Raw genomic sequence first — 25,014 nt, forward strand, 5'->3', positions numbered from 1 at the left:
GTCATTTTCTCTTCGGCTTGCCATCATCGTGCCGTTCGGCGCCGATCAGCGCCAGAGATCACCGGCTCGTGCCCCCTCGCGCGCCGGGTGGAGAAAGAGACGAGTGTCCTCCGTGCCCGCACTGCCCGACCGGCGATCCGGAAGAGTGCTCGCAGGCGCCCAAGCAGGTCTGATAGCCGCCGCCCTGCTCGTGCTCGTGCTCTCCGGGGCAACCGGCCCGGCGGACGTGTCGTTGACCGAATCGGTGCAGATCGTCACCGGGCATCTGGTGCCCGGTCTCCCCTGGATGAGCGACGGATCGCTCACACCGCTCCAGGACCAGGCCGTCTGGCAGTTCCGACTGCCCCGCACACTTCTCGCCGGGCTGGCGGGAGCAGGTCTTGCCCTGGCCGGCACGCTGATGCAGGCGGTGGTGCGCAACCCGCTGGCCGAGCCGTACATCCTGGGGGTCTCGGCCGGTGCCGGGCTCGGCGCGGTCTCCGTGATCACGCTCGGGTCCGCCGCTCTGGCCGGCGTGACGCTGAGCACCGCCGCGTTCGCGGGAGCCCTCGCCGCGACCGCGGCCGTCTACCTGCTGGCCCGCCTGGACGGGGTGCTGGCGCCCACCCGGATGATCCTGGCCGGGGTGGCGCTCGGCTCCCTGCTCAGCGCGGTGACGAGTTATCTGACGCTCACCACCGAGGCGCAGAACGTGTTCAGCGTGCTGTTCTTCCTGCTGGGCAGCGTGTCCGCGGCCGGCATGGACGACTTGGCCATCCCGGCGGGCGCGCTGGCCGCCGTCACCGTCTTCGCCCTGGCACGTGCCCGCGCGCTCAACGCGCTGCTGGTGGGCGACGAGAGTGCCACCGCGCTGGGGCTCAATGTCAGCAGGCTCAGGGCCCAGCTCATGATCGCCGCTGCCCTCCTGACCGGTGCCATCGTGTCCGTCAGCGGCGGCATCGGCTTCGTCGGGCTGGTCGTTCCGCACACCGCACGCATTCTCGTGGGCGCCGATCACCGCCGGATGCTGCCCATCGCCGTGCTCGGCGGCGCCGTCTTCCTCATGGTCTGCGACCTGCTCGCCCGGACCGTCGCCGCCCCGGCCGAAATTCCGCTGGGGATCATCACCGCCATCGTCGGTGCACCGTTCTTCCTCTGGCTGATCCGCCGGGGGCACGCCGGCCGAGCGGGGATGGACCGATGAGGGTCGAATTCACGCATGTCGGCATCGCCCTCGGGGGCGCCCGGATCGTGGACGATGTCACGCTCACCGTGCCGCCGGGCCAGTTCCTCGGCCTGGTGGGCCCCAACGGCAGCGGCAAGTCGACGCTGCTGCGCGGCCTCTACCGCGTCCTCCGGCCCGCCACCGGCACCGTGCGCATCGACGGGCAGGACGTCTGGCGGCTTCCGCCCAGACGCGTGGCCCAGCACATAGCGGTGATGACGCAGGAGACGGACACCGGCTTCGACCTGAACGTGCTCGACGTCGTCCTGCTGGGCCGCCTGCCGCACCAGGGCAGCTTCGGCGGGCACACGCGGCACGACCTCACCCTCGCTGCCGGGGCGCTGGGCCGCGTCGGCGCCGACCACCTGTCGCGCCGGACCTTCTCCGGTCTTTCGGGCGGCGAGAAGCAACGCGTCCTGCTCGCCCGCGCGCTGGTGCAGGAGAGCCAGGTCCTCGTGCTCGACGAGCCGACGAACCACCTGGACATCGCCTTTCAGCTGGAACTCATGCGCATGGTCCGCGGCCTCGGCCTGACCACGCTGGCGGCGCTGCACGACCTCAATCTGGCGGCGTCCCACTGCGACGCGATCGCCGTGCTGCACCGTGGACGGATCATCGCCGGGGGAACGCCGGCCGAGGTGCTCACCCCCGACTTGCTCCGCGAGGTCTTCGGCGTCCATGCACACCTGCTCAGCCATCCGGACACGGGGAAGCCGCTGATCGCCTTCTCCCCCGGGCACGAACCCGTATCAACCCCCGCCGGCCGCGCGGCCGCGCGGCCGAGGAGTGACACCCAGCCATGATCCGCTTTCCCAGATCCGCCCCGCACACCGGGCGTTCCCGCCCCCGCCTGCGGTCCGGAGCCGGGGCCGTCGCCGGCCTCGGCTGCCTCGTCGTACTGACCGCCACCGCCTGCGGCTCGGGCGTCACCGAGGACGGGGAACGGACGGGCTCCGGCTCCGGCTCCGGCTCCGGAGAAACCGTGCTGACCAACTGCGCCAGGGACGTCAGCATCCCCGCCGTTCCCGAGGCGATCGTCGGGCTGAACCCGGCGCAGACCGAGCTGCTTCTGCGCCTCGGGCTCGGTGACCGGATCGTGGGGCAGGCCCAGACGGACACCGCTCCGCTGCCCGAGGAGCTACGGGACGAGGCGGCGCGGATACCCGTGCTCAGCGAGGACACTCCGCCCTCGCGGGAGGCGCTCCTCAACGCGGACCCGGATTTCGTATTCGCCCCGACAGCCTACGAGTTCACCGCCGAGCAGGGCTTCGCCAGCCTCGAACAGCTCCAGGATGCCGGCGTCGCCGCCTGGATCGCGACGGGCGGCTGCCCGGAACGCCGCATGACCGGCACCGTCGACGACCTCTTCACCGACCTCACCGGGCTCGGACAGGCCCTCGACGCCGAGGAGGCCGCCGGGGAGCTGGCCGAAGAGGCGCGCACCACCCTGGACGACGTCGCGGCCCGGGTCTCCGACGGTGAGCCGCTGACGGTCGCCCAGGTCTACCTGGAGGGTGAGACTCTTTCCGCTATCGGTGCCGGGATCGAGTACGACATCGTCCGGCGGGCCGGCGGGAACAACGTGTTCGGCCCGGACGACGGCGCGTTCGCGGAATTCTTCGCGGCCCAGGTCAACCCGGAAACGATCGCGGAACGCGCCCCGCAGGCCCTGGTCTTCACCGTGCACGACGAGGAACACGAGCAGGCGACCCGCGACTACCTGACCCGTACCTTCCCCGACATCCCGGCCGTGCGGGAGGACCGGCTGATCGCCGTGTCGGGAGCCGATGTCTTCCCGGGAAGCCTGGGCAACGTCACCGCCGTCCGGCAGATCGCGCAGGGCCTGTACCCCGACGCGTTCCGCGACGGGTCGTGATCCACGGCCGTCTGCTCCGGCTCGCCGGTGCCCTCGCCGCCCCCGTGCTGCTATGTGCGCTGGTTTCCCTGTGCCTGTCCGCGGCATCCCTGGGGCAGGCGTATGCCCTGGCCCGCGCCCTGGCAGACCTCTTCGGCGACGACCCCCGGGCAGCGGCCCGCGCGCTGCTGTGGGCCTCGGCATGCACCGTGCTGCGCGCCGCGCTGATCTGGCTCGCGGAGGTCACGCGCGCGCGATGCGGCATCGCCATCCGCACCCGGCTGCGCGACCACTTGGTCGCCCGGCTCGGCGAGCTGGGACCTGCCTACGCGGCGGGGGCCCGCGCCGGAGCGGTCCAGACGACGCTGGTCGCGGGAGTGGAAGGGCTGGACGCCTACTACTCCCGCTACCTGCCGCAACTTCTGGTGACGCTGATCGTCCCCGCCGCTGTCGTCGCCTGGCTGTTCGGCGTCTCCGCGCCCGCCGCCACGGTGCTGGGCTGTGCCGTGGCGGCGGCCGTGCTCGTTCCCCGTTTCTGGGACGCCACTCTGCTGCGCCGCGGCCGGGCCCGCTGGGCGGGCCTGACCCGGCTCAGCGCCGACTACCTGGAAGCGGTACAGGCCGTCCCCACCCTGCGGGCGCTCGGCGCGGGCCGGCACATCGGTGACCGCCTGGCGAGCCAGGCGCAGAGCCTCTACCGATCCACCATGGTCCAACTGCGCACGTCGCTGGTGGAGAACGGCATCACCGCCCTGGCCATTCACGGCGGCACCGCCGCGACGCTGATCGTCGTGGCTGCTGCCGCCGCCTCGGGAAGCACCCCGCCCGCCGATGCCTTCCTCTTCCTGCTCTGCGCACGTGAATGTTTCCGGCCGCTGAACGACCTTTCGTCCGCGTGGCACGCCGGCTACCTGGGCCTGACGGCCGCGGACGGCATCGAGGAACTGCTCACGGCGACTCCCCGGGTGGCGGACACCGGAAAGGACACCGTGTCCGCGGGAGCGCCCGAAGTCCGCTTCGACCGCGTTGCCTTCACGTATCCGCAGGCCAGGGCCCACCCGGGATGCGGCGCGGGCGGACGGTCCCTGGAATCCGTCTCGCTGGCCTGCCCCCCGGGCGGGCTGCTCGGCATCGTCGGCCCGTCGGGGGCGGGCAAAAGCACCCTGGCGCACCTGCTGCAACGCCACGACGACCCCGACGAGGGCCGCGTGCTGCTCGCCGGCCGCCCACTGCCGCACTACCGGCTGGCATCGCTGCGCGCGAGTCTCGCGGTCGTCCATCAGGACCCCTACCTCTTCCACGCGACGGTCGCCGACAATCTCCGGCTCGCCCGGCCCGACGCGGACGAGGCGGAAGTCGTCCGCGCGGCGCGGCTGGCGCAGGCCCACGCGTTCGTCTCCGCGCTGCCCGCGGGCTACGACACGGTGATCGGGGAACGCGGGAGTTCCCTCTCCGGCGGTCAGGCCCAGCGCCTCGCCCTGGCCCGCGCGTTCCTCACCACCGCTCCCGTTCTCGTGCTGGACGAGGCGACGTCCCATCTCGACGTGCCCACGGAACGCGCCATCGTCCGTGCCCTGGCCACCGAACTCGCCGACCGCACCCGCCTGGTCATCGCCCACCGCCTCAGTGCCGTCCGCGACGCCGACCTGATCGCCGTGGTCGCGGGCGGGCGGGTGACCGAAACCGGTACCCACGACGAACTGATGCGCCTCCCGGGCGGGACCTACCGTGCGCTGGCCCGCCACCAGGGCGGCACCGGGAGCGGCACGGAGGTACCCGTATGAACGGACTTCGCTCGCTGCTGCCGCACATCGCCCGGCACCGGGCCGTGTTCGTGTGGACTCTGCTGAGCAATCTGGCGGTACAGCTCGGCGTGCTGACGCTCGGCCTGCTGGGTGCGCTGCTCGTCTCGCGGGCGCTGAACGGCACGGAGGGACCGGCCCTGGGCTATCTGGCCGCCGCGCTGGCGCTGACGGCGGCGTTGTGTGCCCTTGCCACGTGGCGCGAGTCCTACGTGTCCCACGACTTGGCCTACCGCATCCTGGCCGATCTGCGGGACCGTGTCTTCACGTCGCTGCGGCGCTCCCTGCCCACCCGCCGTGCTGCCCGGCACAGCGGCGACCTCGGCGCGGTGGCCCTGTCCGACGTGGAGACGCTGGAGTGGCTTTTCGCCCACACCGCCGCGCAGCTGCTCGTTTCCGGAGTCATGCTGGCCGCCACCACCGCCCTGTCCCTCGCCATCTCGCCGTGGCTCGTCCTGGCCTGGCTGCCCTGCCTGGTCGTGATCGCCGCCCTGCCCTGGCTGTTCGGGCCGGCCGCGGCACGCCGCGGTACGGAGCTGAGCGCCGCCAACGCCGCGCTACAGGCCGAGATCGTGGACACCGTGCAGGGCATGCGTGAACTCGCCGCGGCCGGCGCGTTGGAGCGTCGCAGGCGCCGGCTGGCCGGCTCGACGCGGAAACTCACCCTGGCCCAATGGCGCACCGCCCGCCTCAACGGCGCGGAGGCGGCGCTGTCCGATCTCGCCGTGGCCGCCTCGGGCACCGCCGCGCTGGCCATGGTGGCCGGGCCCGGCGCCGGGATCGATCCGGTCCTCGCCCCGGTGGCGTTCACCCTGGCCACCGCCGCGCTCGGACCGATCGGTCAGATCTCGGCGCTGCTGCGGAACTTCGGCGCGCTGCGCGCCTCCGCGGTCCGCGTCGCGACCGTGCTGGCCACGCCGCCGTCCGTGCCCGAGCCCGCACGGTCGGCCGGGCCCGCGCGCGGCTCCCTCACCTTCGAGAACGTCGGCTTCGGGTACGCCCCCACCGCGCCCCGGGTGCTCGGGAACGTGAGCTTCACCGTCCGCCCCGGCGAAACCGTTGCCCTCGTCGGCGGCTCCGGCTGCGGCAAATCCACCTGCGTGAGTCTCGCGCTGCGTCTGTGGGACCCGGACACGGGCACGGTCCGCGTGGGCGGTACGGACCTGCGCGACCTGGCCGACGCCGACCTGCGGGCCACCGTCGCGGCAGTGCCCCAGCGGATCGGCCTGTTCACCGGCACGGTGGCCGACAACATTTCCCTGGCCGCCCCCGGCGCCCCGGACGACGACGTGCGCGCTGCCGCCGCCCGCGCGGGCGTGCTCAGCCCGGACAGTGGTTTCCGCGACGGCCTCGACACCCCGGTCGGCGAGGGCGGCCGGGCTCTGTCCGGAGGGCAGCGGGCCCGGATCGCACTGGCCCGCGCCTTCCTTCAGGACGCCCCGGTGCTCCTCCTCGACGAGGCCATGGCCCACCTCGACGCCGCATCCGAACGCGCTCTCGACGGCGCGCTGCGGCAGGACGCCGCCCACCGGGCCACGCTGGTGGTGGCACACAGAGCCACCACCATCAACGCCGCCGACCGCATCCTGCTGCTTGAGGCCGGCACGGTCCGCGAAGTGGCCGCGTGGCCACCGCCGCCATTGCCGCGGAGGGATTAGTGCGGCTTTGCGCATGCAATATCCCTGCTCGGGGGGCGCGGGGCGCTCTCGTGCCGCTCAGCGATCAGCGGTCCCCGGCTCGACGACCCAGCGCATCGACTGGCCGGTGATGCCCTGCACCATGTCGAAGTCGCCGTCGTAGTGCAGAACCGTCAACCCGTGCCGTTCCGCGGTGGCCGCGATCAGGACGTCGGACAGCGAGAGCGCCCGGTGGAAGCCGCGGCGCAGCGCCTCGCGCTGGAGCCATAAAGCCTGCTCATGCTCTTCGTCGTTGCAGGGCACGTAGTCGAAGGCACGAAGGCCGGCCCGGATGCGGGACACGTCCTGCTTGGTACGCGCACTGTAGATCATTTCGTATTCGACGACCGCGCACGTGGCGAGCAGCCCTCTGTCGTTGAGATCATCGAGAACAGCCCCCACGGTCGGCTGCCCCCAGCGCGCAAAAGCCGACTTGTCGACCAGGAAGGCGCTCATGCCGCGTCGCTTCCCCGGTCCCTCCCCCGGGTCCCGGCGGGCCCGGTGTCCTCAATGATCTCGGTGAAGTCCAGCTCCCCCGACTTCACGGCATCGGCGAACTCCAGGCGCAGCCGCCGCTGCACCGCATCCTCCATGGCCGCCCGCACCGCGGCCGCCTTCGTCCTGGCGCCGTACAGCCGCATGGCCTCTTCGACGATCTCATCGTCCAGATCAATGACCGTCCGCGACATGGCACACCTTCCTTTCACGTAACGGAAGAAATGATATCGCACCACTAGCAATAGCGATATCGTTCCTTGCGGCCGGTCCGCGCCGGACGGTGACCGGGCCACCGACCACAAGTAGCCTTACTCGTCGCTGATACCAGGAGGCCCGGGTGAACCGGTGGCTTGGACGAGGAATCAATTTCGGCAACGCGCTCGACGCGTTGGGCGGTGGGTCGGAGCTGCCGCTCGATGAACGGTACTTCGACGAGGTGGCCCGGGCGGGCATCGATACCGTCCGCCTGCCGGTCCGCTGGTCGGCGCACGCAGAGCCCGCCCCGCCGTACGCGATCGATCCGGCGTTCTTCCAGCGCGTCGACGCGGGCGTACGCGCGGCCCTCGACCGCGATCTGAACGTCGTGGTGAACGTCCACCATTACCACGAGCTGTGCGCTGCGCCGGACGAGCACCTGCCGCGCTTCCTCGCGCTCTGGCAGCAGATCGCGTCACACTACGCCGACCACTGCGGACGGCTCTGCTTCGAGTTGCTCAACGAGCCACGCGGTCAGCTCACGGCGGCCCGCTGGAACGCCGTCCTGGCACAGGCCCTCGCCGTCGTGCGCGATTCGAACCCCGAGCGCACCGTGATCATCGGGTCCGCCGACATGAACGACCCCGGCGCACTGCCCGCGCTCGCCGTGCCTGACGACGACCACCTGATCGCCACGGTCCATTACTACGCCCCGTTCGAGTTCACCCACCAGGGCGCCGGATGGGTCGAGGGGGCGGAAGGATGGCTCGGCCGCATGTGGGGGGAGCCCGCCGACGAGAATGCCGTGCGCGATGATCTGGCCGAGGTCGCGGCGTGGGGGCGGCAACAGCGGCTCCCGCTGTTCATCGGCGAGTTCGGTGCCTTCTCCAGGGCTGACATGGTCTCCCGGGCGCGGTGGACGACCTTCGTGCGGGCCGAGGCCGAGCGGCTCGGCATGAGCTGGGCCTACTGGGAGTTCGGCACGGACTTCGGAGCCTTCGACCTGCAACGGTCCGCCTGGCGCGAACCGTTGCGGCGTGCCCTCCTCGGATGATCCGGCCGAACGCCGGCTGTTCGCCGGGGTCACACCCGGTGCTCGGACCCGACGTGCGTGCTGGAGCCCTCGCCGTTCCGGCTGTGGTGGGACCCGGGTCACTTACTGCGGCGTGGCGTGAGAGCTTCGGCCGAGCAGATCATTCAGCGTTCGCGGCGAATTCCGTCAGCCTGGTCAGTCGCTGGGATGTGGCGTTATCCGCCGGCGTCATGACGGTCATCCGATGACCGGTGTCCGAGGTGTGTGTGGAAACGAACTTGAGGTGCAGCAGGCCGACCAAGGGGCTGTTCAGGCGTTTGGTCTCGTAGTCTTGGAGAAGAATGTCGTGCCGACTCCACAGTCGCGCGAATTCGTCTGATCGTTCCCGCAGCTTTTCGACCGTCGCTGCGGCTGCTGAGGTGTGCAGGTCGGTGCCCACGGCGGCACGCATCCCCGCGACCATCCGGGTGGCGACGATGTCGTCGTCGACATAGCGGCTGCGCCAGTCGGGGTCGGTGAAGAACTGCACCGCGCAATTGCGTTCCTCTGCCGGGATCATGTCCATGTCGGTGAACAGGAAGCGATACGCGCGGTTATAGGCCACCAGGTCGAACTGCGGAGTTTGCAGACACGTGGGAAACGGTTCGAGTTTGTCCAGCACCGGCTGGAACGCCGCCACCAAGGCCGGGTCGTGCACGCTCGGTTCCGGGGGCGGCAACGGCAGGCCCGCAAGCCGTTGCAGATGCCATTTCTCGGTGTCGTCCAGTCTGAGTGCTCTGCCGACAGCCATCAGTACCTGCATGCTGACGTTGATCGGGCGGCCCTGCTCGAGCCAGGTGTACCAAGTCACGCCGACTCCGGCCATCACCGCCACCTCCTCGCGGCGCAAGCCCGGTGTGCGGCGGCGCCCGGTAGCAGGAAGGCCCACCTGTTCCGGGGTCAGCCGCTCGCGCCGGGTACGCAGGAAGTCACCGAGCTCCCGCCGGATCGCGGGGGGCCTGACGTCGGTCATGTCTTCGTCCTGCCGGCAGGTATCGGTCCATAGCCAGGTTCTGCCAGTACCCGCATAAACTGGCTTCTGGTACCAGCATGGTAATGCCGTCACGGTAAGGGTGTGACCACAGAATCCACGCCCCGCAGCACCCCGTCCGAGACGCGAGCAGAAAGCGACGGCACGACCGTCCCCCCTCAGGCGCCGCGCTCGCGGTCCGCCGCCGCTCCTCGGACGCTGGGCACGGCCGGGCTTTTCACCGCGTTGTCGGCGCTGTTTCTGTCGGTGGTGAGTTTCGCCGCCGTCGGCATCGCGGTGCCCGATATCGGCGCGTCACTGCACGCCTCGGCTGCCGAGCAGTCTCTTGTGGTGTCGGTGTACTCGCTGGGTTTCGCCGTGCCCATGGTGCTCGGCGGCCGCCTCGGTGACCTGTACGGGCGCCGCCGCCTGTTCCTCGTCGGCATGGCCGGGTTCACGGTGTTCTCGCTGATCGCGACCGCGGCACCCGCCATGCCCGTGTTGATCGCTGCGCGCGCGCTCACCGGTGTCTGCGCATCCGCGATGGTGCCTCAGGTGCTGGCGACGATCACGGCATCGACCACAGGGCGCGAGCGGGCCAGAGCCGTCGCCCTGTTCGGCGCGACCGCGGGCGGTGCCACGGCGATCGGTCAGGTGCTCGGCGGCGTGCTGTTGTCCGTGCCGTTGCCGGGCGCCCCGTGGCGCATGGTCTTCGCGGTCAGCGTCCTCATGGGCGTCGTTGCCTTCCTCGCCGGCCTCCGCTGGCTGCCGGACACCAGCTCGCCCGGTCATCGCTCACTCGACCTGATCGGCACCGCCCTGCTGGGGGCCGCGCTGCTGGCGCTGCTGATTCCGCTGTCCCAGGGCGGAGCACTCGGCTGGCCGGTCTGGTGCTGGGTGCTGCTGGGGACGGCCCCGATGCTGTTCGCGGCGTTCTGGGCCTGGCAGCACCGGCTGCATCGCGGGGACCGTGTGCCCTTGGTGCCGCCGCCCTTGCTCCGGCTGGGCTCGTACCGGATCGGCCTGGTGATGGCGCTGATGCTCCAATCCGCATTCGGCGCTTTCACCTTCCTCTACGCGCTCACCACACAGACCGGACTGGGCTGGTCCCCGATGCACGCCGCCCTGGTGCTGCTGCCCTACGCCCTGTGTTTTTTCGCCGTGTCGATCTGGTCGGGGAAGCTGGCGCCCCGCTTCGGCTTCCGCCGGCTGCTGACGATCGGCGGAATCGTCCAGGCCATGCTGCTCGCGGTCACCGCGACATCGGTGTTCATCCAGAACGCCGAGTTGAACTCGTGGACGCTGGCCGCGCTGCTCGTCGGGGTCGGGGTCGGCCAGGCGTTGATGTTCGGCCCTCTGGTCGGCGCGATGATCGCCGACGTCCCGCCGGCTTTCGCGGGAGCAGCCTCCGGAGCACTCCAGACCACACAGCAGGCCGCGATGGGCCTCGGTGTCGCCGTCGCCGGCGGACTGCTCGGCACCGCGATGGCCGGTTCGACAGCCTCGGCCGACCAGTCGTACACCACCGCCCTCGCGATCTGCATGGTCGTCCAGGCCGTCCTCGCAGTCGCCTTCGCCCTCTGCGCTCTCGGCCTGCCACGCCGCTGACCCGATCGTGGCGAGCCGAGCACTCCTGGCCGGGCGGCGGGTCAGCCATGGTGAGCAGATCCGCCCCTGGAGAGCCGTCAACCGCATGGGCAGACCGCTGCCCCGGACCACCGGATCACGACAACCGACCGTGTGTGGGAGCGTTCAGCGGGCGGGGAAGTCCGTGTCCTTCACGGCCGTGACGAACGCGGCCATTTGGCGGCCCGGAAGCCTCGGTGTCGCGGGCGGTCACGACGGACGGTACGCGGTCACCAGCAGCGTGTCGGCGGCATGCGGCCCGTCCCCGCCGGGCAGCACGTCGACGCTGATCCGGGTGAACCCGGCCTCGTCGAGCAGTTTGGTCCATACCTGCTCCTGGAGTACCCAGCGACGCACCGTGGTTGCCTGGCCGTCCGGCGTCCGCGCCGGGATATCGGCGTACTGCACGTCGGGCCGCGCGGGCGCGCCGCCGAGGTAATGGGCGAGGGAAGAAAAGACCAGCCGCCCGCCGGGCCGCAGCCCGGTGGCCACCGCCGGCAGCAGCTCACGCGGCTCCGTGAAGTCCACCGCGCCGAAGACGCTGTACAGCACGTCGTACGTCTCCTGTTTCGTGCGCAGGTGACTCACCGCGTTGGACAGCAAGGGGCGCAGGCGGGGCGCAAGGTAGCCGTACAGATCGGCGGCCATGGCGCACTGGGCGGGCGAGGCATCAACAGCGACGATCCGGGCAGGCTGGTGGCGGCTCGCCAGGTAGGCGGCATGCCGGGCAGCCCCGGCACCGAGGTCGCCGACACATAGACCCGTCAGGTCGCCGAGGACCTCCGGGCCAGGACCGCTGTGCTGACTCCAGCTCCAGCGGAAGGCGTCGGGCACGGCCCGGTCGGTGGCGTGGCGGGTGCGGCCGTAGTGGTACCAGAGGTCTGCGGTGGTGGTCACCCGCCCATCCTGTCGGGCGCGACCGGGCGGCGAGCCGGTTCTGCGGAACTGCACCCGCTTGTGCCCCGGGGGCGCCGGCCGAAAGCCGGCGCCCCCGGGAGACGTGCGGGGTCAGTGCGAGTCGTTGCCTGGATGGCACGGACCGCACTCGGCGGCGTCCGCCCACAGCGACAGATCGACATCCCAGCCGTCGGCCGCGATGTAGTGCGCCGTCTTCATCACCGAGCCGTCGTTCTTCAGCCCGATCTTGGGCACGTGGTGCAAGAAGTGCCCGCCGTTGAAACGGCCGCACAACTCGGCGTATGCAACGGTGTCGAGGATGATCGTGTGGACGCCGATGTCGACGAGCTTGCTGGGCGCGAGCCCCAGCGACTCGCCTCGGTGCCGCATCGCGGTCAGCAGGTATGCGTACCCCTGGCCCAGGACACGAGCGGCCATGATCGAGTCGTACGGGTAGTCCCGCTGGAGGAGTCCGACCTGCTTGTTCCACAGGTCTGTCGGCACGAGATCCTTTACGGAGCGGGCCGGACAGGCCGTCGGATCGGTGACCGAAAGGGTCGCAACGGTGGTTGCCATGGTACCTCCGGTGGATGAACGGTGCCCCGCGGTTGGGGGCGCTGCGTCCAGCACACCGCTACGACAGGGTGAGCGGTTGGCAAGTTGCCTGCCCTGCAAGCCTTTTGCACGTCGTGCAAGCGGTATCTACGAGCCCACCACTGCCCTCGTAGTGTGAAGGCCCCCGGTTGTGCGGTGTGGGAGGGACTTGTGCCCGTTGACCCGCTCTGGAACAGCACGAGAGCACGCGAGCTGGCCGCGCAGCGTCGCCCTGGCGCGCTGATCCGGCTCGGCCGCCGACACCGCGCCTGGACGCTGGCCGCCCTCGGGAACCGGCTCGGCTGCTCGTCGGCCACGCTCTCCCGGCTGGAACGCCGCGCCCGGATCGTCGACCTGTCGTTGGTACACCGCGCCGCCCTCGAAGTCGGCGTGCCACGGCACATCCTGATGACGTCACTGGCGCCACCCCTCTCGACAGCACCGATGGCCACTAAAGTGACGGCCAGTCTGTGTGACGCCGAGGAGGACCCCATGCGCCGCCGTACGCTGCTCGCCGCCACGACGGCCGCCGGACCGGCCGCCCTGCTGGCGGGACTGGACGAGGCCCTGGCTGACCCCCCGCCGCCGGCCGACGCCGGGCCGATGGACGCCCGCCTGGCCGCCGCCCGTGAGTTGTACGACAAGGGCATGCACGGGCGGCTCCTCGCTGTGCTGCCCGGTCTCATCGCGGACGGGCACTCCGCGGCCGCCGCTCGCCGTGATCTCGACCGGGCCCGGCTCTCCTCCGTGTACAGCCTGGCCGCCGCCGTGCTGAGCAAGCTCGGATCGTACGAGCGGGCACGGCTGACCGCGGACCGCGCCCGCACCTGGGCAGAGGTATCCGGCTCCCCGCTCGCGGCGGCGGCCGCCGCGCGGGAGTTGGCAATCGTGTTGCGCCACCAGGACCGCAACGCCGACGCCGAGCGCATCATGATGTCGGCGGCCGCTGGCGTGGAGGCAAGCGGGCTGCGCACCGAAGCCTCGGCAGCCGCGTACGCGCAGATGCTCTGCACGCTGGCGTACACCTCCGCCAGAGGCGGGCAGCGCGCCGATGCGCTGGCCATGATCAGTGAGGCCCGCCGTGCTGCCTGCGGGCTGCCGCCCACGGCTCCGGCGGGCCGCTTGTTTTCCATCAGCCCGGCCGCCGTCGACCTGTATGCGGTCGGTGTGCACTGGGCGCTCGGGGATGCGGGCGCCGCTCTGGAAGCCGGGGAGGACCTGCGGCCTGAGCAGTTTCCGACCGCCGAGCGGAAGGCCCGCATGGGCACGGATATGGCGCGGGCCTGGTGGGCATGGGACCGGCCCGAGCAGACCGCCCGTGCCCTGCTGGACGCCCACCGAGCCAGCCCCGGAGAGGTCCGGGACCGGCCCGCAATCCGCAGCATCGTCGACGAACTGGCTCAGCGGCATCCGCGCATCAGCGGCGTACGCGAGCTGCGCGCCGCCGTGACGCGGGCCGGCTGACGACGCCGACGTCAGCGGGCGGGGAAGTCCGTGTCCTTCACGGCCGTGACGAACGCGCTCCAGCCAGCGGTCGGGAACACCAGGGCCGGGCCCTGCGGGGCCTTGCTGTCCCGCACGGGAACGGCGGACGGCACCGCCCCCTCCGCCACCTCGACGCAGCCGCCCTCTGAGTTGTCGCTGTGACTCGACTTGCGCCACGCACCCGCCCTGAACGCCTCATCCGGCTGCTGCATGCTCGTACTCCTTCGCGTAGTAGCGCAAAATTTCTGCGGATTCGTCTTCGGGAAGCGACATCGAACGCGCGACGTCGAAGCGTTGAGAGAATGCAGCGAACCTCTTCGGAGAGTCCGCAGTGTCTCCGGTCGCGAAGCTCTCAATATAGGCGATTCCTCCGCCGTTCTTCAGCGTGAGGAGGCTGACGCTGCCGCCGAGCATCGGATGCAAGGCCTGCCGAAAGGGGAGCACCTGGATCGTGACGCGCGGCCTCTGCGCCATGGTCAGTATACGTTCGACTTGTTGCAGCATGAGCCCTCTGTCCTTGGTGGGGCGCCTCAACACCGCCTCGTCCAGGATGGCCCAGTAGAAGGGAGCGTCTTCGGCGTCGAGAAGCCGCTGCCGCTTCATGCGGAAGTCGACGTGCGCCTGGACCTTGCTGTCCGGATCGCCTTGCATGGTCGTACGGAAGAGCTCTCTTGCGTACTCCGGAGTCTGGAGCAACCCCGGAACCAGGCTGCTGGTGAAGACCTGAATGCGTACGGACTCGCGCTCCCTTCGGGCAAAGTCCCGATTGTAGTCGGGCACAGAAAGCTCCTGCACCATGTCCAGCAGTTCGGTGAACAGGCTATCCGCCCGAAAGAACTTGTCCAGCTCCTTCACGAGGGCCTCGGTGGCGGGTTGTTCACCGCGTTCCACACGCCCCAGGAACCCGTAGGGAAAATGGATCTTTTCGCTCAGGCCCCGCAGGGACAGTCCCGCACCCTCCCGGGCGCGGCGCATTCTGCGACTCAGCATCGCACTCGGTGTGGGCCTGTCGTCCTCATATAGCTCCATCGAACGTATCTCCAACTCGCCGAGTCCCGAGTCTTTTTGGGCTCGTGCCGGGTGTGTACCGGAAGCCGCCGGGCGGCAATAGTGGTATCCACACGGCTGGTTCGCGGTCAAGACGGCGAATCGGTCTCGGAGCCCCGCGGGCGGTCGCACCCGCCCCGGGGCTTGGCCATCAACTAGAGGACGTCGACGACATGCGCCACGTTACCGCGCTAGGCATTCCCTGCGGGAGGGTGCGGGGAAAATGACCGAAGACGAAGCGAAGGAGGAGCCGCCGGCGGTGGAGGGGGACACCGTTCTCGAAGAACTGTCCCGGGAGCTTGCCGAGTTGAATCAGCGTATTGCGGAACACCTCGGACGGAGGCCGGAATGACGGCCATGGACGCAGGCATAGGCGGACGCGGCGGTGGTCCGGTGGCCGGGGTGCTCGTGGCCGTGGAGATTGACGCGGGGACCGTGCGGCGCGGCGATCAGCTGATGGTGGGCGGGCAGGCGCTGATCGTGCGGGACATGGCCGCGGTCGCCGGTGGCGGGAAGCGGCTCGAATTCACCAGCGGCGAGTTCTTCACCATGCGGCGCACGACGGTGCTGTGGGCGGCGCGGCGGGTTTCCCCGCGCCTCACCCGGCGCAGGGCACCGCGCTGAAGTCCTGACCAAGGTCGGCGCGTCCCTTCTTCCGTACGGGCGGGGGCGCGCGACGCTGGTGGGGTGGACGACGCACGGGATGGGCGTCCGGGGCGCAATCACTACGCCGACCTGCTGCGGGTGGGCGCGATCGCCGCGGTGGTGACCGGGCACTGGCTGCTGACCGACATCACCTACCGGGACGGCCGCCTGTCCGGCCGGGACGCTCTGGACCACGTCGACTGGGGCAGTTGGGTGACGCTGGTCCTACAGGTGCTGCCGGTCTTCTTCCTGGTCGGCGGCTATGTCAACGCGACCTCCTGGACCTCCCACCGGCGGCGCGGCGTCCCCTGGCACGTCTGGGTCCAGGGCCGGGCGCTGGGGCTGATGTGGCCGACGGCGGTGTACGTGGCGGTGGCGCTGCTCGGGGTACTCGCCGCCACGTCGGCGGGCGCGCCCGCGCCGGACCTCGACCGCGGAGGCTGGCTGGTCGCCCTGCACCTGTGGTTCCTGCCCCTCTACCTGCTGATGATCGTGCTGACCCCGCTGATGCTCGCCGCCCACCGCCGCTGGGGCCTCGCGGTGTCCGCCGCGATGGCCGTGCTGGCCGGCGGGGTGGACATCGCGGTGGTCGGCCGCGGGCTGCCGTGGCTCGGTGCCCTCAACTACCTGCTGGTGTGGGGAACGATGCACCAGTGGGGTTTCGCCTGGCAGGACGGCCGCCTGGTCCGTCCCCGGTGGCGCTCCGCCGCGCTGGCGGCGGCCGGGGCGGTGCTGCTGGTCGTCCTGCTGTGGCCGGGTCCTTTTCCGGTGGCCATGATCGGTGCGGACACCCGGGTGGACAACACCTCGCCGCCGTCGACGGCACTCCTGGCGCTCGCCGCCACCCAGGCCGGGCTCCTGCTGACGGCGGGACCCGCCGTCTCGCCCCGCCTGGCGCGGCCCGCCCGGCTGCGGCGGCTCGGGCGGCTGAACCGCGCGGTCATGACCGTCTACCTGTGGCACATGGCGCCGGTGGTCCTCGTGGCCGTAACGCTCTACCCGACCGGGATCGCGCCGCAGCCGGACATCGGCTCGGCGTCCTGGCTGGCCCTGCGGGTGGGCTGGGTCGCGCTGCTCGCGGTCGTCCTCGCCCCGGTGACCGCGGCGCTGCTGTGGGCGCAGCGCCCGCTCGGCCGGCTGCCGCGGGGCGCGCGCCCGGCGGGGGCATGGTGGGGGCCTGCGCTGCTGCTGTGCGGGGTCGGCGCGGCCGCTGCGGCGCTCGCCCTGCTGGCCACCGAGGGGTTCGCGCCCGGGGGCCGGGCGGCCGTGCTCGCGCCGGCGCTGTTCGCGGGCGGCCTTGCCGCAACGTTCCTGTCGGGCCCGCGGGGACGCGTATGAACACGCATGAACGCGCGCGGCCCGGCACAGTATGTAGTCATGTGGACACCGGCTGCACAGAGGTACCGAAGTTTCTTCATGGACAGCACCCACTGGGACGGATTTCAGCCGCGCGAAGGCGACATCGTCATTTCCACCGCGCCCAAGGTGGGCACCACCTGGACCCAGCGCATCGTGTCCGTTCTGGTGTTCCAGCACACGCGGCTCGGCGCGCCCCTCATGGACGTCAGCCCGTGGCTCGACGGCACGTTCACCGCACGCGACGACATGCTGCGCACCCTGGACGGGCAACGGCACCGGCGGTTCATCAAGAGCCATCTCCCGCTGGACGGGCTGCCGTTCCACTCCGGAACGTCCTATCTGATCGTCGGCCGCGACCCGCGTGACACGGTGGTGTCCGCCCACAATCACGCCCGCGGCATGAACGCGACGGCCGACGACCGGGTGACGTCTCCGACCGGCGAGGACGTGCACACCCCGGAGCAGCCGGTCATCGCCGACGACCTGGCCGACTACTGGCCCGCCTACTTCACCCGCAGCGCCTTCCCGTGGGAGCCGAACGGCTGGCCGTTCAACTCCCCCACCCGGCACCTGGAATCGTGGTGGGCGATGCGCGACCGGCCGAACGTCCTCTTCCTGCACTACCAAGATCTGCTGAACGACCTGGACGGCGAAATGCGGCGCATCAGCGCGTTCCTCGGCATTCCTGTCGACGAGTCGGTCTGGCCCGGCCTGGTGGCCGCGTGCCGGTTCTCGGCCATGAAGGCGGAACCCGAGCGGATCTTCACCAAGGGCTCGGTTGCCGACATCGTCTCGAACTTCGAGTTCTTCCACCGCGGCAGGAACGGCCAGTGGCGTGGCGCCGGTCCGGAAGCGGCGGCCCTGGCCCTCTACCGGGCGGCGGTGGCCCCGCTTCCGGAAGACCTGAGGGCCTGGCTGACCCGCAGCGCCTGACCCCTCAGGGCTCCAGCCGCTGCGGCGGGCCCGTGCTCAGGCCGGACTCGTCCAGGCAGCCGAAGCCCCGGGCGATGGCCAGCGATGCCGCGTTGAGCACCGTGATGCGTTCGTCCGGCTCACCGCCGCGCGGACTGGCGAGCCGGGCCTTGAGGAGGTCTCCGTCCCGGCCTTCCACCGTGCAGGGGAAGGTGATGACCGCGGACTGGTTCCGGGAGAGGGCGCTCTCCCCGGTGTCGTAACGGAGGGCTGTCCCGTCTTCCGTCGTGGATTCCGTGCCGTCGTCCGGCGGCTCCCAGCCGAAAAATACTTCCAGGGCCGGGAGAATGCCCGAGGTGGGTGTGAAGACACGGCAGAACTGCTCCTCCGCCCCCTGGGACTCTCGAAGTGCCCGGATAAAGGCGGGTATATCGAGGGATTCCCCGAGAGCGGGCCTGTCCACAAACTCGACCGCGCCGGTTAAACCCTCCAGGTCCCGCGCCACCCGCGAAAAGGCTCCGTCGCACACCCGGTCGGCCGCGACGAACTCTTCCGTCGACGGCTGGGCCGCTCCCGGCTCCTCGGCCTGGCCGGCCTCCTCGTTCCCGCATCCGCTGACGCCGAGAATCGCCAGAAAGAGCAGGGACCCCGCCAATCCTCGCATGACGGACCCGCCATCGCCCCGCATCATCTTTTGCCCTTTCCCGGCTCATCGCCACTTCCGCGGCTCCGTCAGTCAGCCCAGACTCTCCCAGACTTCGGAAGTCTTTGGCAACGGACCAGAAGTCAAAGGGATAGCCCCACCGAGCGGAAAAGGCCGAACATGGCATTCTCCCGCCCTGCTCACGCGGGCAAACTCGACGCCGGTGACCTTTTTCGCAGAATCACCGCAAGAAGACGTGAAGATCTCGTGCGACTCCACCGGAATGCGTCTTTACGAGCATTCCCGTTCATCCGTGCCGGATATGCGGTGGGAACGGGCGAATCCGCGCCCGTCGGGCGCGGGGCACGGGGCGCGAGGGGGGCCGGTCAGAACACCGCTTCCGTCTCGTCCATCCGGTTCTGCGGAACGCGGTTCAGCTCCGCCGTCGCGTCGGCCAGGGGGGCCATCACGATGTCCGTGCCGCGCAGTGCCGTCATCCTGCCGAACTCGCCGTGGTGTGCGGCCTCCACCGCGTGCCAGCCGAAGCGGGTGGCCAGCACCCGGTCGTAGGCGGTCGGGGTGCCGCCGCGCTGGATGTGGCCGAGGATCATCGCGCGGGCCTCCTTGCCGAGCCGGTGCTCCAGCTCGTCGGCGAGGCGCTGGCCGATGCCCGTGAACCGCTCATGGCCGTACGGGTCGATCTCGCCGCGCTCGTACGGCATGGAGCCCTCGGCCGGGCGGGCGCCCTCGGCGACGCAGATCACGGCGAACTTCTTGCCGCGCGCGAACCGTTCCTCGACCATCTTGCACAGGTCGTCGATCTGGAAGGGCCGCTCGGGGATGCAGATGCCGTGCGCGCCGCCGGCCATGCCGGCCTCCAGCGCGATCCAGCCCGCGTGCCGCCCCATGACCTCGACGACCATGACCCGCTGGTGCGACTCCGCGGTCGTCTTCAGCCGGTCGATGGCCTCGGTGGCGACGCCGACGGCCGTGTCGAAGCCGAAGGTGCGGTCGGTGGCCGAAATGTCGTTGTCGATGGTCTTGGGCACGCCCACGACCGGGATACCGGCGTCGGAGAGCATGCGCGCCGCGGTCAGGGTGCCCTCGCCGCCGATCGGGATGAGGGCGTCCAGGCTGAGCTTGTGCCGGAACGCCTCCGCGTTGTCGCACGCCTCGGCAAGCCGGTGCCGCTCCAGGCGGCTGGAGCCGAGGATGGTGCCGCCGCGGGCCAGGATGCCGCTCACCTCGTTGATGTCCAGCTCGCGGTAGCGCCCTTCGAGGAGCCCTTTGAAGCCGTCCTCGAAACCGATCACCTGGTCGCCCCGGTCCACGACGGCACGGTGCACAACCGACCGGATCACGGCGTTGAGGCCAGGGCAGTCACCGCCGGCGGTGAGAACTCCGATGCGCATGGGGAACGCTCTCCTGCTCGCTTGGGACGGGGGTCGGGGACAGGCAAGGCTGGGATCGGCGACCGCTCCCTCGCGGCCGCCCGAATTGTTTCACGAGAAGGCGGCACGTTCGAACGGCGCTCGTCAACCCGACGCGCGCCCCATTACCTCTCACGGGTACGGTCGATAGGAGGGATGCTGCCCGGAACCCCTCACACCAGGCTTGCGACGGGACGACGGGGACGGGACGGGAAAGTGACGCGCAGCGTGTACGTGGCCGGTATCGGCCGCGGGGACGGCCGGCAGGCGATCGAGCTGGGGCTCATGGAGCTGTTGACGCGCCAGGTGGACCGGGTGGGGGTGTTCCGGCCGCTGGCGCACGAGGGCCCCGATCCGGTCTTCGACCTGCTCCGCGCCCGCTACCGGCTGGCCCAGTCGCCCGGGGCGGCGCGCGGCCTGCACTACGCGCAGGCCGCGGAGCTGCTGGCGGAGCGCGGCACGGACGCCCTGGTGGGGCGGCTGCTCGACCGGTTCCACGCGGTCACGCGCCAGTACGAGGTGGTGCTCGTCCTGGGCACCGACTACGCCGACACGCAACTGCCCGCGGAGCTGTCGCTGAACGCGCGGCTGGCGAACGAGTTCGGCGCGGCGGTGCTGCCCGTGGTGTCCGGCCTGGGGCAGGGCGGGGATTCGATCGTGGCCGAGGTGCGCAACGCCCACCACGCGTACGCCTCGCTCGGCTGCGAGGTGATCGCCATGATGGTGAACCGGGTCCGCGACAGCCACGCCGTGCGGGCGGCCCGTGAGCTGGCGGGTCACCTGCCCGTTCCGGTGTGGGTGCTGCCGGAGGAGCCCGCGCTGGCCGCGCCGACCGTGGCGCAGGTGCGGGAGGCGCTGGGGGCCGAGGTGCTGCTGGGCGACGCGACGGGGCTGGCGCGCGACGTGCGGGACTTCGTGTTCGGCGGGGCGACGCTGCCGGTTTTCCTGCCCGCGCTGACCGAGGGCTGCCTGGTGCTCACGCCGGGCGACCGCGCGGATCTGGTGGTGGGCGCGCTGGCGGCACACTCCGCGAGCGCGCCGCCGATCGCGGGGCTCCTGCTGACGCTGGGCGCGCGCCCGGGCGAGGAGACGATGGCGCTGGCCGCCCGCCTCGCGCCGGGGACGCCGGTGCTGTCCGTGCCCGACGGCTCGTTCGCCACCGCCACCGCGCTCTCCGGCCTCGAGGGCAAGCTGACGGCGGCCACGCCGCGGAAGGCGGAGATCGCGCTCGGGGTGTTCGAGCGGCATGTGGCGACGCAGGCGCTGACCGAACGGATATCGCTGGTGCGCGGCGACCGGGTCACCCCGATGATGTTCGAGCACCGGCTGATCGAGCGGGCCCGCGCGGACCGGCGGCACGTGGTGCTGCCCGAGGGCACCGAGGAACGGGTGCTGCGCGCGGCCGAGGTGCTGCTGCGGCGGAACGTGTGCGAGCTGACGCTGCTCGGCGACGAGACGGCCGTGCGCAAGCGGGCGGCGGATCTTGGCATCGACCTGACGGGCGGCGACCTGCCGGTGCGGATCACCGATCCGGTGACCTCGCCGCTGCGCGAACGGTTCGCCGAGGTGTACGCGGGGCTGCGGGCGCACCGGGGCGTCACCTACGAACTGGCGCACGACGTGGTGGCGGACGTGTCGTACTTCGGAACGCTGATGGTGAAGGAAGGGCTGGCCGACGGCATGGTCTCGGGCGCGGCGCATTCGACGGCGGCGACGATCCGGCCGGCGTTCGAGGTGATCAGGACGAAGCCGGAGGCGTCGATCGTGTCCTCCGTGTTCTTCATGTGCCTGGCGGACAAGGTGCTGGCCTACGGCGACTGCGCGGTCAATCCGGACCCGGACGCGGCGCAGCTGGCGGACATCGCGATCCAGTCGGCGGCGACCGCGGCCCAGTTCGGGGTGGAGCCGCGGATCGCGATGCTGTCGTACTCGACCGGCACCTCCGGCTCCGGCGCGGACGTGGACAAGGTGCGCGAGGCGACGGAGCTGGTGCGGCGGCTGCGCCCGGAGCTGATGGTGGAGGGCCCGATCCAGTACGACGCGGCGGTCGAGCCTTCGGTGGCGGCGACGAAACTGCCGGGGTCGAAGGTGGCCGGGCAGGCGACGGTCCTGGTCTTCCCCGACCTGAACACCGGGAACAACACGTACAAGGCGGTCCAGCGCTCGGCGGGCGCGGTCGCCGTGGGGCCCGTGCTCCAGGGGCTGCGCAAGCCGGTGAACGACCTGTCGCGGGGCGCGCTGGTGCAGGACATCGTCAACACGGTCGCCATCACCGCGATCCAGGCCCAGCAGGGCGGCCTTGCCGATCAGGAGGCCGATCAGGAGGAGGTGGCGTCGTGACGCGCACGAGGCGTGCGGGCAGCCGGGTACTCGTTCTCAACTCCGGCTCGTCGTCGGTGAAATACCAGCTGCTCGACATGAACGGCACCGTGAACGGCGCCGCGCGGCTCGCCACTGGTCTGGTGGAGCGCATCGGGGAACGTTCCGCGCGCCTGGTGCACACCCCGGCGCGCGGCGAGCGGCGCGAGCGGGAGGCGGATCTGCCGGACCACCGGGCGGCGCTGACCGCGGCGGCCGAGGAGCTGGCGGCGGACGGGCTCGGCCTCGACGCGCCGGAGCTGGCCGCGGTGGGCCACCGTGTGGTGCACGGCGGGCGGTGGTTCACCGAGCCGACGGTGGTGGACGAGGGCGTGCTCGCCGAGATCGAACGTCTGGTGCCGCTGGCGCCGCTGCACAACCCGGCGAACATCGCCGGGATCAGGACGGCCATGGCGCTGAACGGGGACGTGCCGCAGGTCGCGGTCTTCGACACGGCGTTCCACACGACGATCCCGGAGCACGCGGCGCGCTACGCGCTCGACGCCAAGACGGCCGAGGAGCACCGCATCCGCAAGTACGGCTTCCACGGCACCTCGCACGCGTACGTGGCGCGGCGCACGGCCGCGCTGCTGGGGCGCGAGCCGTCGGCGGTGAACGTGATCGTGCTGCACCTGGGCAACGGCGCGTCGGCCTCGGCGGTGGCGGGCGGCCGGTGCGTGGAGACGTCGATGGGCCTGACCCCGTTGGAAGGGCTCGTGATGGGTACCCGCTCGGGCGACATCGATCCGGCGGTGGTCTTCCACCTGTCGCGGGTCGCCGGCCTGGCCATGGAGGACATCGACGTGCTGCTGAACCAGCGCTCGGGCCTGATGGGGCTGTGCGGCGACAACGACATGCGGGAAGTGCTGCGGCGCAGGGCGGAGGGGGACGAGGACGCGCGGCTCGCCTTCGACGTCTACATCCACCGGCTGAAGAAGTACATCGGCGCCTACTGCGCGGTGCTCGGCCGGGTCGACGCGGTCGCGTTCACCGCCGGGGTCGGGGAGAACGCGGCACCGGTCAGGTCCGCGGCCGTGGCGGGCCTGGACGGGCTGGGCATCGAGGTGGACGAGTCGGCGAACACCGCGCGGGAGAGCGGCCCCCGGCTGATCTCCCCGGAGTACGCTCGGGTCGCGGTCGCCGTGGTGCCCACGGACGAGGAACTGGAGATCGCGACCCAGGTGTTCGCCCTGGTCGGATCGTGAGGGTCCGGGAGCGTTCGTGGATGCGCGCGAGCACGCTCGGATAGCCTGACCCCGCCGATAATTCAGCTACGGAACAAATCGATAGGATCGCCACCATGCGCCGTTCCAAAATCGTCTGCACCCTGGGCCCCGCCGTCGATTCCTTCGAGCAGCTCAAGGCCCTGATCGACGCGGGCATGAACGTGGCCCGTTTCAACTTCAGCCACGGGTCCCACGAGGAGCACGAGGAGCGGTACCACCGGCTGCGCAAGGCCAGCGAGGACACGGGCCGGCCGGTGGGCGTGCTGGCCGACCTCCAGGGGCCGAAGATCCGGCTGGAAACGTTTGCCAACGGGCCGGTGGAGCTCCAGCGCGGCGACGAGTTCACCATCACCACCGAGGATGTCGCCGGCGACCGGTCGATCTGCGGCACCACCTACAAGGGGCTGCCGGGCGACGTCGCCAAGGGCGAGACCATCCTGATCAACGACGGGAACGTGTCGCTCCAGGTCACCGAGGTCGACGGGCCGCGCGTGCGGACCATCGTCATCGAGGGCGGCGTGATCTCCGACCACAAGGGCATCAACCTGCCGGGCGTCGCGGTGAACGTGCCCGCGCTGTCCGAGAAGGACGTGGAGGACCTGGAGTTCGCGCTGCGGCTCGGCGCCGACATGGTGGCGCTGTCGTTCGTGCGGAACGCGGGCGACGTGCGGGACGTGCACCGCGTGATGGACCGGGTGGGCCGCCGCGTCCCGGTGATCGCCAAGGTGGAGAAGCCGCAGGCGGTCGACAACATGGAGGAGGTCGTCCTGGCCTTCGACGGGGTGATGGTGGCGCGCGGCGACCTCGCGGTCGAATACCCGCTTGAGCGCGTGCCGATGGTGCAGAAGCGGCTGATCGGCCTGTGCCGCAGGAACGCCAAGCCGGTGATCGTGGCGACCCAGATGATGGAGTCGATGATCACCAACTCCCGCCCGACGCGCGCCGAGGCGTCCGACGTGGCGAACGCGATCCTCGACGGCGCCGACGCGGTCATGCTGTCCGCCGAGTCGTCCGTGGGCCGCTATCCGATCGAGACGGTCAAGACCATGTCGAAGATCGTGGTGGCCGCGGAGAGCGAGCTGCTCTCGCGCGGCCTGCTGCCGCTGGTGCCGGGCAAGAAGCCGCGCACCCAGGGCGGGTCCGTGGCCCGCGCCGCGGCCGAGATGGCGGACTTCCTCGACGCGAAGGCGCTGGTGGCGTTCACCCAGTCCGGGGACACCGCGCGGCGCCTTTCGCGGTACCGCGCGGTGCAGCCGATCCTGGCGTTCACCTCCGACATCGGGACCCGCAACCAGCTGACGCTGAGCTGGGGCGTCGAGACGTTCGTCGTGCGGCACGCCAACCACACGGACGAAATGGTGGAGTTGTGCGACGCCCAACTGTCGCGCCTCAACCGCTTCTCCCAGGGCGACACCATGATCATCACGGCCGGTTCCCCTCCCGGCGTGCCGGGCACGACCAACATGGTGCGCGTCCACCACCTCGGTGGACACGGCGGCGTTTAAGGCCGTCGCGCGGCC

The 25,014-nt window shown here is 70.9% G+C and carries 24 protein-coding genes; 15 read left to right on the plus strand and 9 right to left on the minus strand.

Annotation, left to right across the window (positions count from 1 at the left end):
- The first annotated feature begins 112 nt into the window (after positions 1-112).
- Genes STBA_RS09025 through STBA_RS09045 form a run of 5 tightly spaced genes read left to right on the plus strand, consistent with a single transcriptional unit; the run spans position 113 to position 6,519 of the window.
- Entirely contained in the window at positions 113-1,183 is a 1,071-nt protein-coding gene (locus tag STBA_RS09025; protein WP_253194592.1) for an iron ABC transporter permease, read from the plus strand.
- Positions 1,180-2,007 (plus strand): ABC transporter ATP-binding protein, encoded by an 828-nt coding sequence (locus tag STBA_RS09030; protein ID WP_077058741.1) that lies wholly within the window; start codon positions 1,180-1,182, stop codon positions 2,005-2,007. Before STBA_RS09025 ends, STBA_RS09030 begins: the two co-directional genes overlap by 4 nt.
- Positions 2,004-3,080: an ABC transporter substrate-binding protein gene (locus STBA_RS09035; protein WP_079251817.1), complete on the plus strand. Its 1,077-nt coding sequence runs from the start codon at positions 2,004-2,006 to the stop codon at positions 3,078-3,080. Before STBA_RS09030 ends, STBA_RS09035 begins: the two co-directional genes overlap by 4 nt.
- Positions 3,077-4,843 carry an ABC transporter ATP-binding protein gene (locus tag STBA_RS09040; RefSeq protein WP_077058742.1) on the plus strand — a complete coding sequence of 589 codons (1,767 nt, stop codon included), beginning with the start codon at positions 3,077-3,079 and terminating at the stop codon, positions 4,841-4,843. The genes STBA_RS09035 and STBA_RS09040 overlap by 4 nt, the downstream gene beginning before the upstream one ends.
- A complete protein-coding gene (locus STBA_RS09045; RefSeq protein ID WP_077058743.1) occupies positions 4,840-6,519 on the plus strand; it encodes an ABC transporter ATP-binding protein in 1,680 nt (559 codons plus the stop codon). The genes STBA_RS09040 and STBA_RS09045 overlap by 4 nt, the downstream gene beginning before the upstream one ends.
- 57 nt (positions 6,520-6,576) lie before the next feature.
- Here the strand turns inward: STBA_RS09045 and STBA_RS09050 are convergent, their stop codons facing one another.
- Entirely contained in the window at positions 6,577-6,993 is a 417-nt protein-coding gene (locus tag STBA_RS09050; RefSeq protein ID WP_077058744.1) for a PIN domain nuclease, read from the minus strand.
- A complete protein-coding gene (locus STBA_RS09055; protein WP_077058745.1) occupies positions 6,990-7,226 on the minus strand; it encodes a type II toxin-antitoxin system VapB family antitoxin in 237 nt (78 codons plus the stop codon). The genes STBA_RS09050 and STBA_RS09055 overlap by 4 nt, the downstream gene beginning before the upstream one ends.
- A 146-nt stretch (positions 7,227-7,372) precedes the next feature.
- Here STBA_RS09055 and STBA_RS09060 point away from each other — a divergent pair, with 146 nt between their 5' ends.
- The gene (locus STBA_RS09060; protein WP_077058746.1) at positions 7,373-8,284 is read left to right on the plus strand and encodes a glycoside hydrolase family 5 protein; all 912 of its coding nucleotides are present in this window, start codon (positions 7,373-7,375) and stop codon (positions 8,282-8,284) included.
- Positions 8,285-8,423: 139 nt separating this feature from the next.
- Here STBA_RS09060 and STBA_RS09065 read toward each other — a convergent pair whose 3' ends face one another.
- Positions 8,424-9,275 (minus strand): helix-turn-helix transcriptional regulator, encoded by an 852-nt coding sequence (locus STBA_RS09065; protein WP_077058747.1) that lies wholly within the window; start codon positions 9,273-9,275, stop codon positions 8,424-8,426.
- A 102-nt stretch (positions 9,276-9,377) separates the two neighbouring features.
- On the opposite strand from STBA_RS09065, the gene STBA_RS09070 reads away from it, so the two are divergent.
- Entirely contained in the window at positions 9,378-10,880 is a 1,503-nt protein-coding gene (locus STBA_RS09070) for an MFS transporter (RefSeq protein ID WP_077058748.1), read from the plus strand.
- Between the two features lie 228 nt (positions 10,881-11,108).
- Here the strand turns inward: STBA_RS09070 and STBA_RS09075 are convergent, their stop codons facing one another.
- Both STBA_RS09075 and STBA_RS09080 read right to left on the minus strand, forming a co-directional pair.
- Complete coding sequence (locus STBA_RS09075) at positions 11,109-11,795, minus strand: class I SAM-dependent methyltransferase (RefSeq protein ID WP_077058749.1); 687 nt, start codon at positions 11,793-11,795, stop codon at positions 11,109-11,111.
- A 111-nt stretch (positions 11,796-11,906) separates the two neighbouring features.
- Positions 11,907-12,371 (minus strand): hypothetical protein, encoded by a 465-nt coding sequence (locus STBA_RS09080; RefSeq protein ID WP_077058750.1) that lies wholly within the window; start codon positions 12,369-12,371, stop codon positions 11,907-11,909.
- Between the two features lie 189 nt (positions 12,372-12,560).
- On the opposite strand from STBA_RS09080, the gene STBA_RS09085 reads away from it, so the two are divergent.
- Positions 12,561-13,853 (plus strand): helix-turn-helix transcriptional regulator, encoded by a 1,293-nt coding sequence (locus STBA_RS09085; protein ID WP_077058751.1) that lies wholly within the window; start codon positions 12,561-12,563, stop codon positions 13,851-13,853.
- An 11-nt stretch (positions 13,854-13,864) separates the two neighbouring features.
- On the opposite strand, the gene STBA_RS09090 is transcribed toward STBA_RS09085, so the two are convergent.
- Both STBA_RS09090 and STBA_RS09095 read right to left on the minus strand, forming a co-directional pair.
- Positions 13,865-14,086: a DUF397 domain-containing protein gene (locus STBA_RS09090; RefSeq protein ID WP_077058752.1), complete on the minus strand. Its 222-nt coding sequence runs from the start codon at positions 14,084-14,086 to the stop codon at positions 13,865-13,867.
- A complete protein-coding gene (locus STBA_RS09095; protein WP_253194594.1) occupies positions 14,070-14,864 on the minus strand; it encodes a helix-turn-helix transcriptional regulator in 795 nt (264 codons plus the stop codon). Before STBA_RS09095 ends, STBA_RS09090 begins: the two co-directional genes overlap by 17 nt.
- Before the next feature lie 280 nt (positions 14,865-15,144).
- On the opposite strand from STBA_RS09095, the gene STBA_RS39240 reads away from it, so the two are divergent.
- The 4 genes from STBA_RS39240 to STBA_RS09110 all read left to right on the plus strand — a co-directional run bounded on the left by STBA_RS39240 (position 15,145) and on the right by STBA_RS09110 (position 17,858).
- Positions 15,145-15,273: a hypothetical protein gene (locus STBA_RS39240; RefSeq protein ID WP_290443763.1), complete on the plus strand. Its 129-nt coding sequence runs from the start codon at positions 15,145-15,147 to the stop codon at positions 15,271-15,273.
- Positions 15,274-15,278: 5 nt separating this feature from the next.
- Positions 15,279-15,545 carry a hypothetical protein gene (locus STBA_RS09100; protein WP_143659460.1) on the plus strand — a complete coding sequence of 89 codons (267 nt, stop codon included), beginning with the start codon at positions 15,279-15,281 and terminating at the stop codon, positions 15,543-15,545.
- Between the two features lie 63 nt (positions 15,546-15,608).
- Positions 15,609-16,904 (plus strand): acyltransferase family protein, encoded by a 1,296-nt coding sequence (locus tag STBA_RS09105; RefSeq protein ID WP_077058755.1) that lies wholly within the window; start codon positions 15,609-15,611, stop codon positions 16,902-16,904.
- Between the two features lie 78 nt (positions 16,905-16,982).
- The gene (locus STBA_RS09110; protein WP_171987678.1) at positions 16,983-17,858 is read left to right on the plus strand and encodes a sulfotransferase domain-containing protein; all 876 of its coding nucleotides are present in this window, start codon (positions 16,983-16,985) and stop codon (positions 17,856-17,858) included.
- Positions 17,859-17,862: 4 nt separating this feature from the next.
- Here STBA_RS09110 and STBA_RS09115 read toward each other — a convergent pair whose 3' ends face one another.
- Positions 17,863-18,501: a hypothetical protein gene (locus STBA_RS09115; RefSeq protein WP_143659461.1), complete on the minus strand. Its 639-nt coding sequence runs from the start codon at positions 18,499-18,501 to the stop codon at positions 17,863-17,865.
- 365 nt (positions 18,502-18,866) lie between these two features.
- On the minus strand, positions 18,867-19,892 hold the full coding sequence (locus tag STBA_RS09120; protein WP_077058758.1) for an ATP-dependent 6-phosphofructokinase: 1,026 nt from the start codon (positions 19,890-19,892) through the stop codon (positions 18,867-18,869).
- A gap of 234 nt (positions 19,893-20,126) precedes the next feature.
- On the opposite strand from STBA_RS09120, the gene pta reads away from it, so the two are divergent.
- The 3 genes from pta to pyk all read left to right on the plus strand — a co-directional run bounded on the left by pta (position 20,127) and on the right by pyk (position 24,999).
- Complete coding sequence (pta, locus tag STBA_RS09125; RefSeq protein ID WP_077058759.1) at positions 20,127-22,250, plus strand: phosphate acetyltransferase; 2,124 nt, start codon at positions 20,127-20,129, stop codon at positions 22,248-22,250.
- A complete protein-coding gene (locus STBA_RS09130) occupies positions 22,247-23,473 on the plus strand; it encodes an acetate kinase (RefSeq protein WP_077058760.1) in 1,227 nt (408 codons plus the stop codon). The genes pta and STBA_RS09130 overlap by 4 nt, the downstream gene beginning before the upstream one ends.
- A gap of 95 nt (positions 23,474-23,568) precedes the next feature.
- Positions 23,569-24,999: a pyruvate kinase gene (gene pyk, locus STBA_RS09135; protein WP_077058761.1), complete on the plus strand. Its 1,431-nt coding sequence runs from the start codon at positions 23,569-23,571 to the stop codon at positions 24,997-24,999.
- Positions 25,000-25,014 lie beyond the last annotated feature (15 nt).

Origin of the sequence: Streptomyces sp. MP131-18, from assembly GCF_001984575.1 — a bacterium.
In the GTDB taxonomy this organism is placed as follows: domain Bacteria; phylum Actinomycetota; class Actinomycetes; order Streptomycetales; family Streptomycetaceae; genus Streptomyces; species Streptomyces johnsoniae.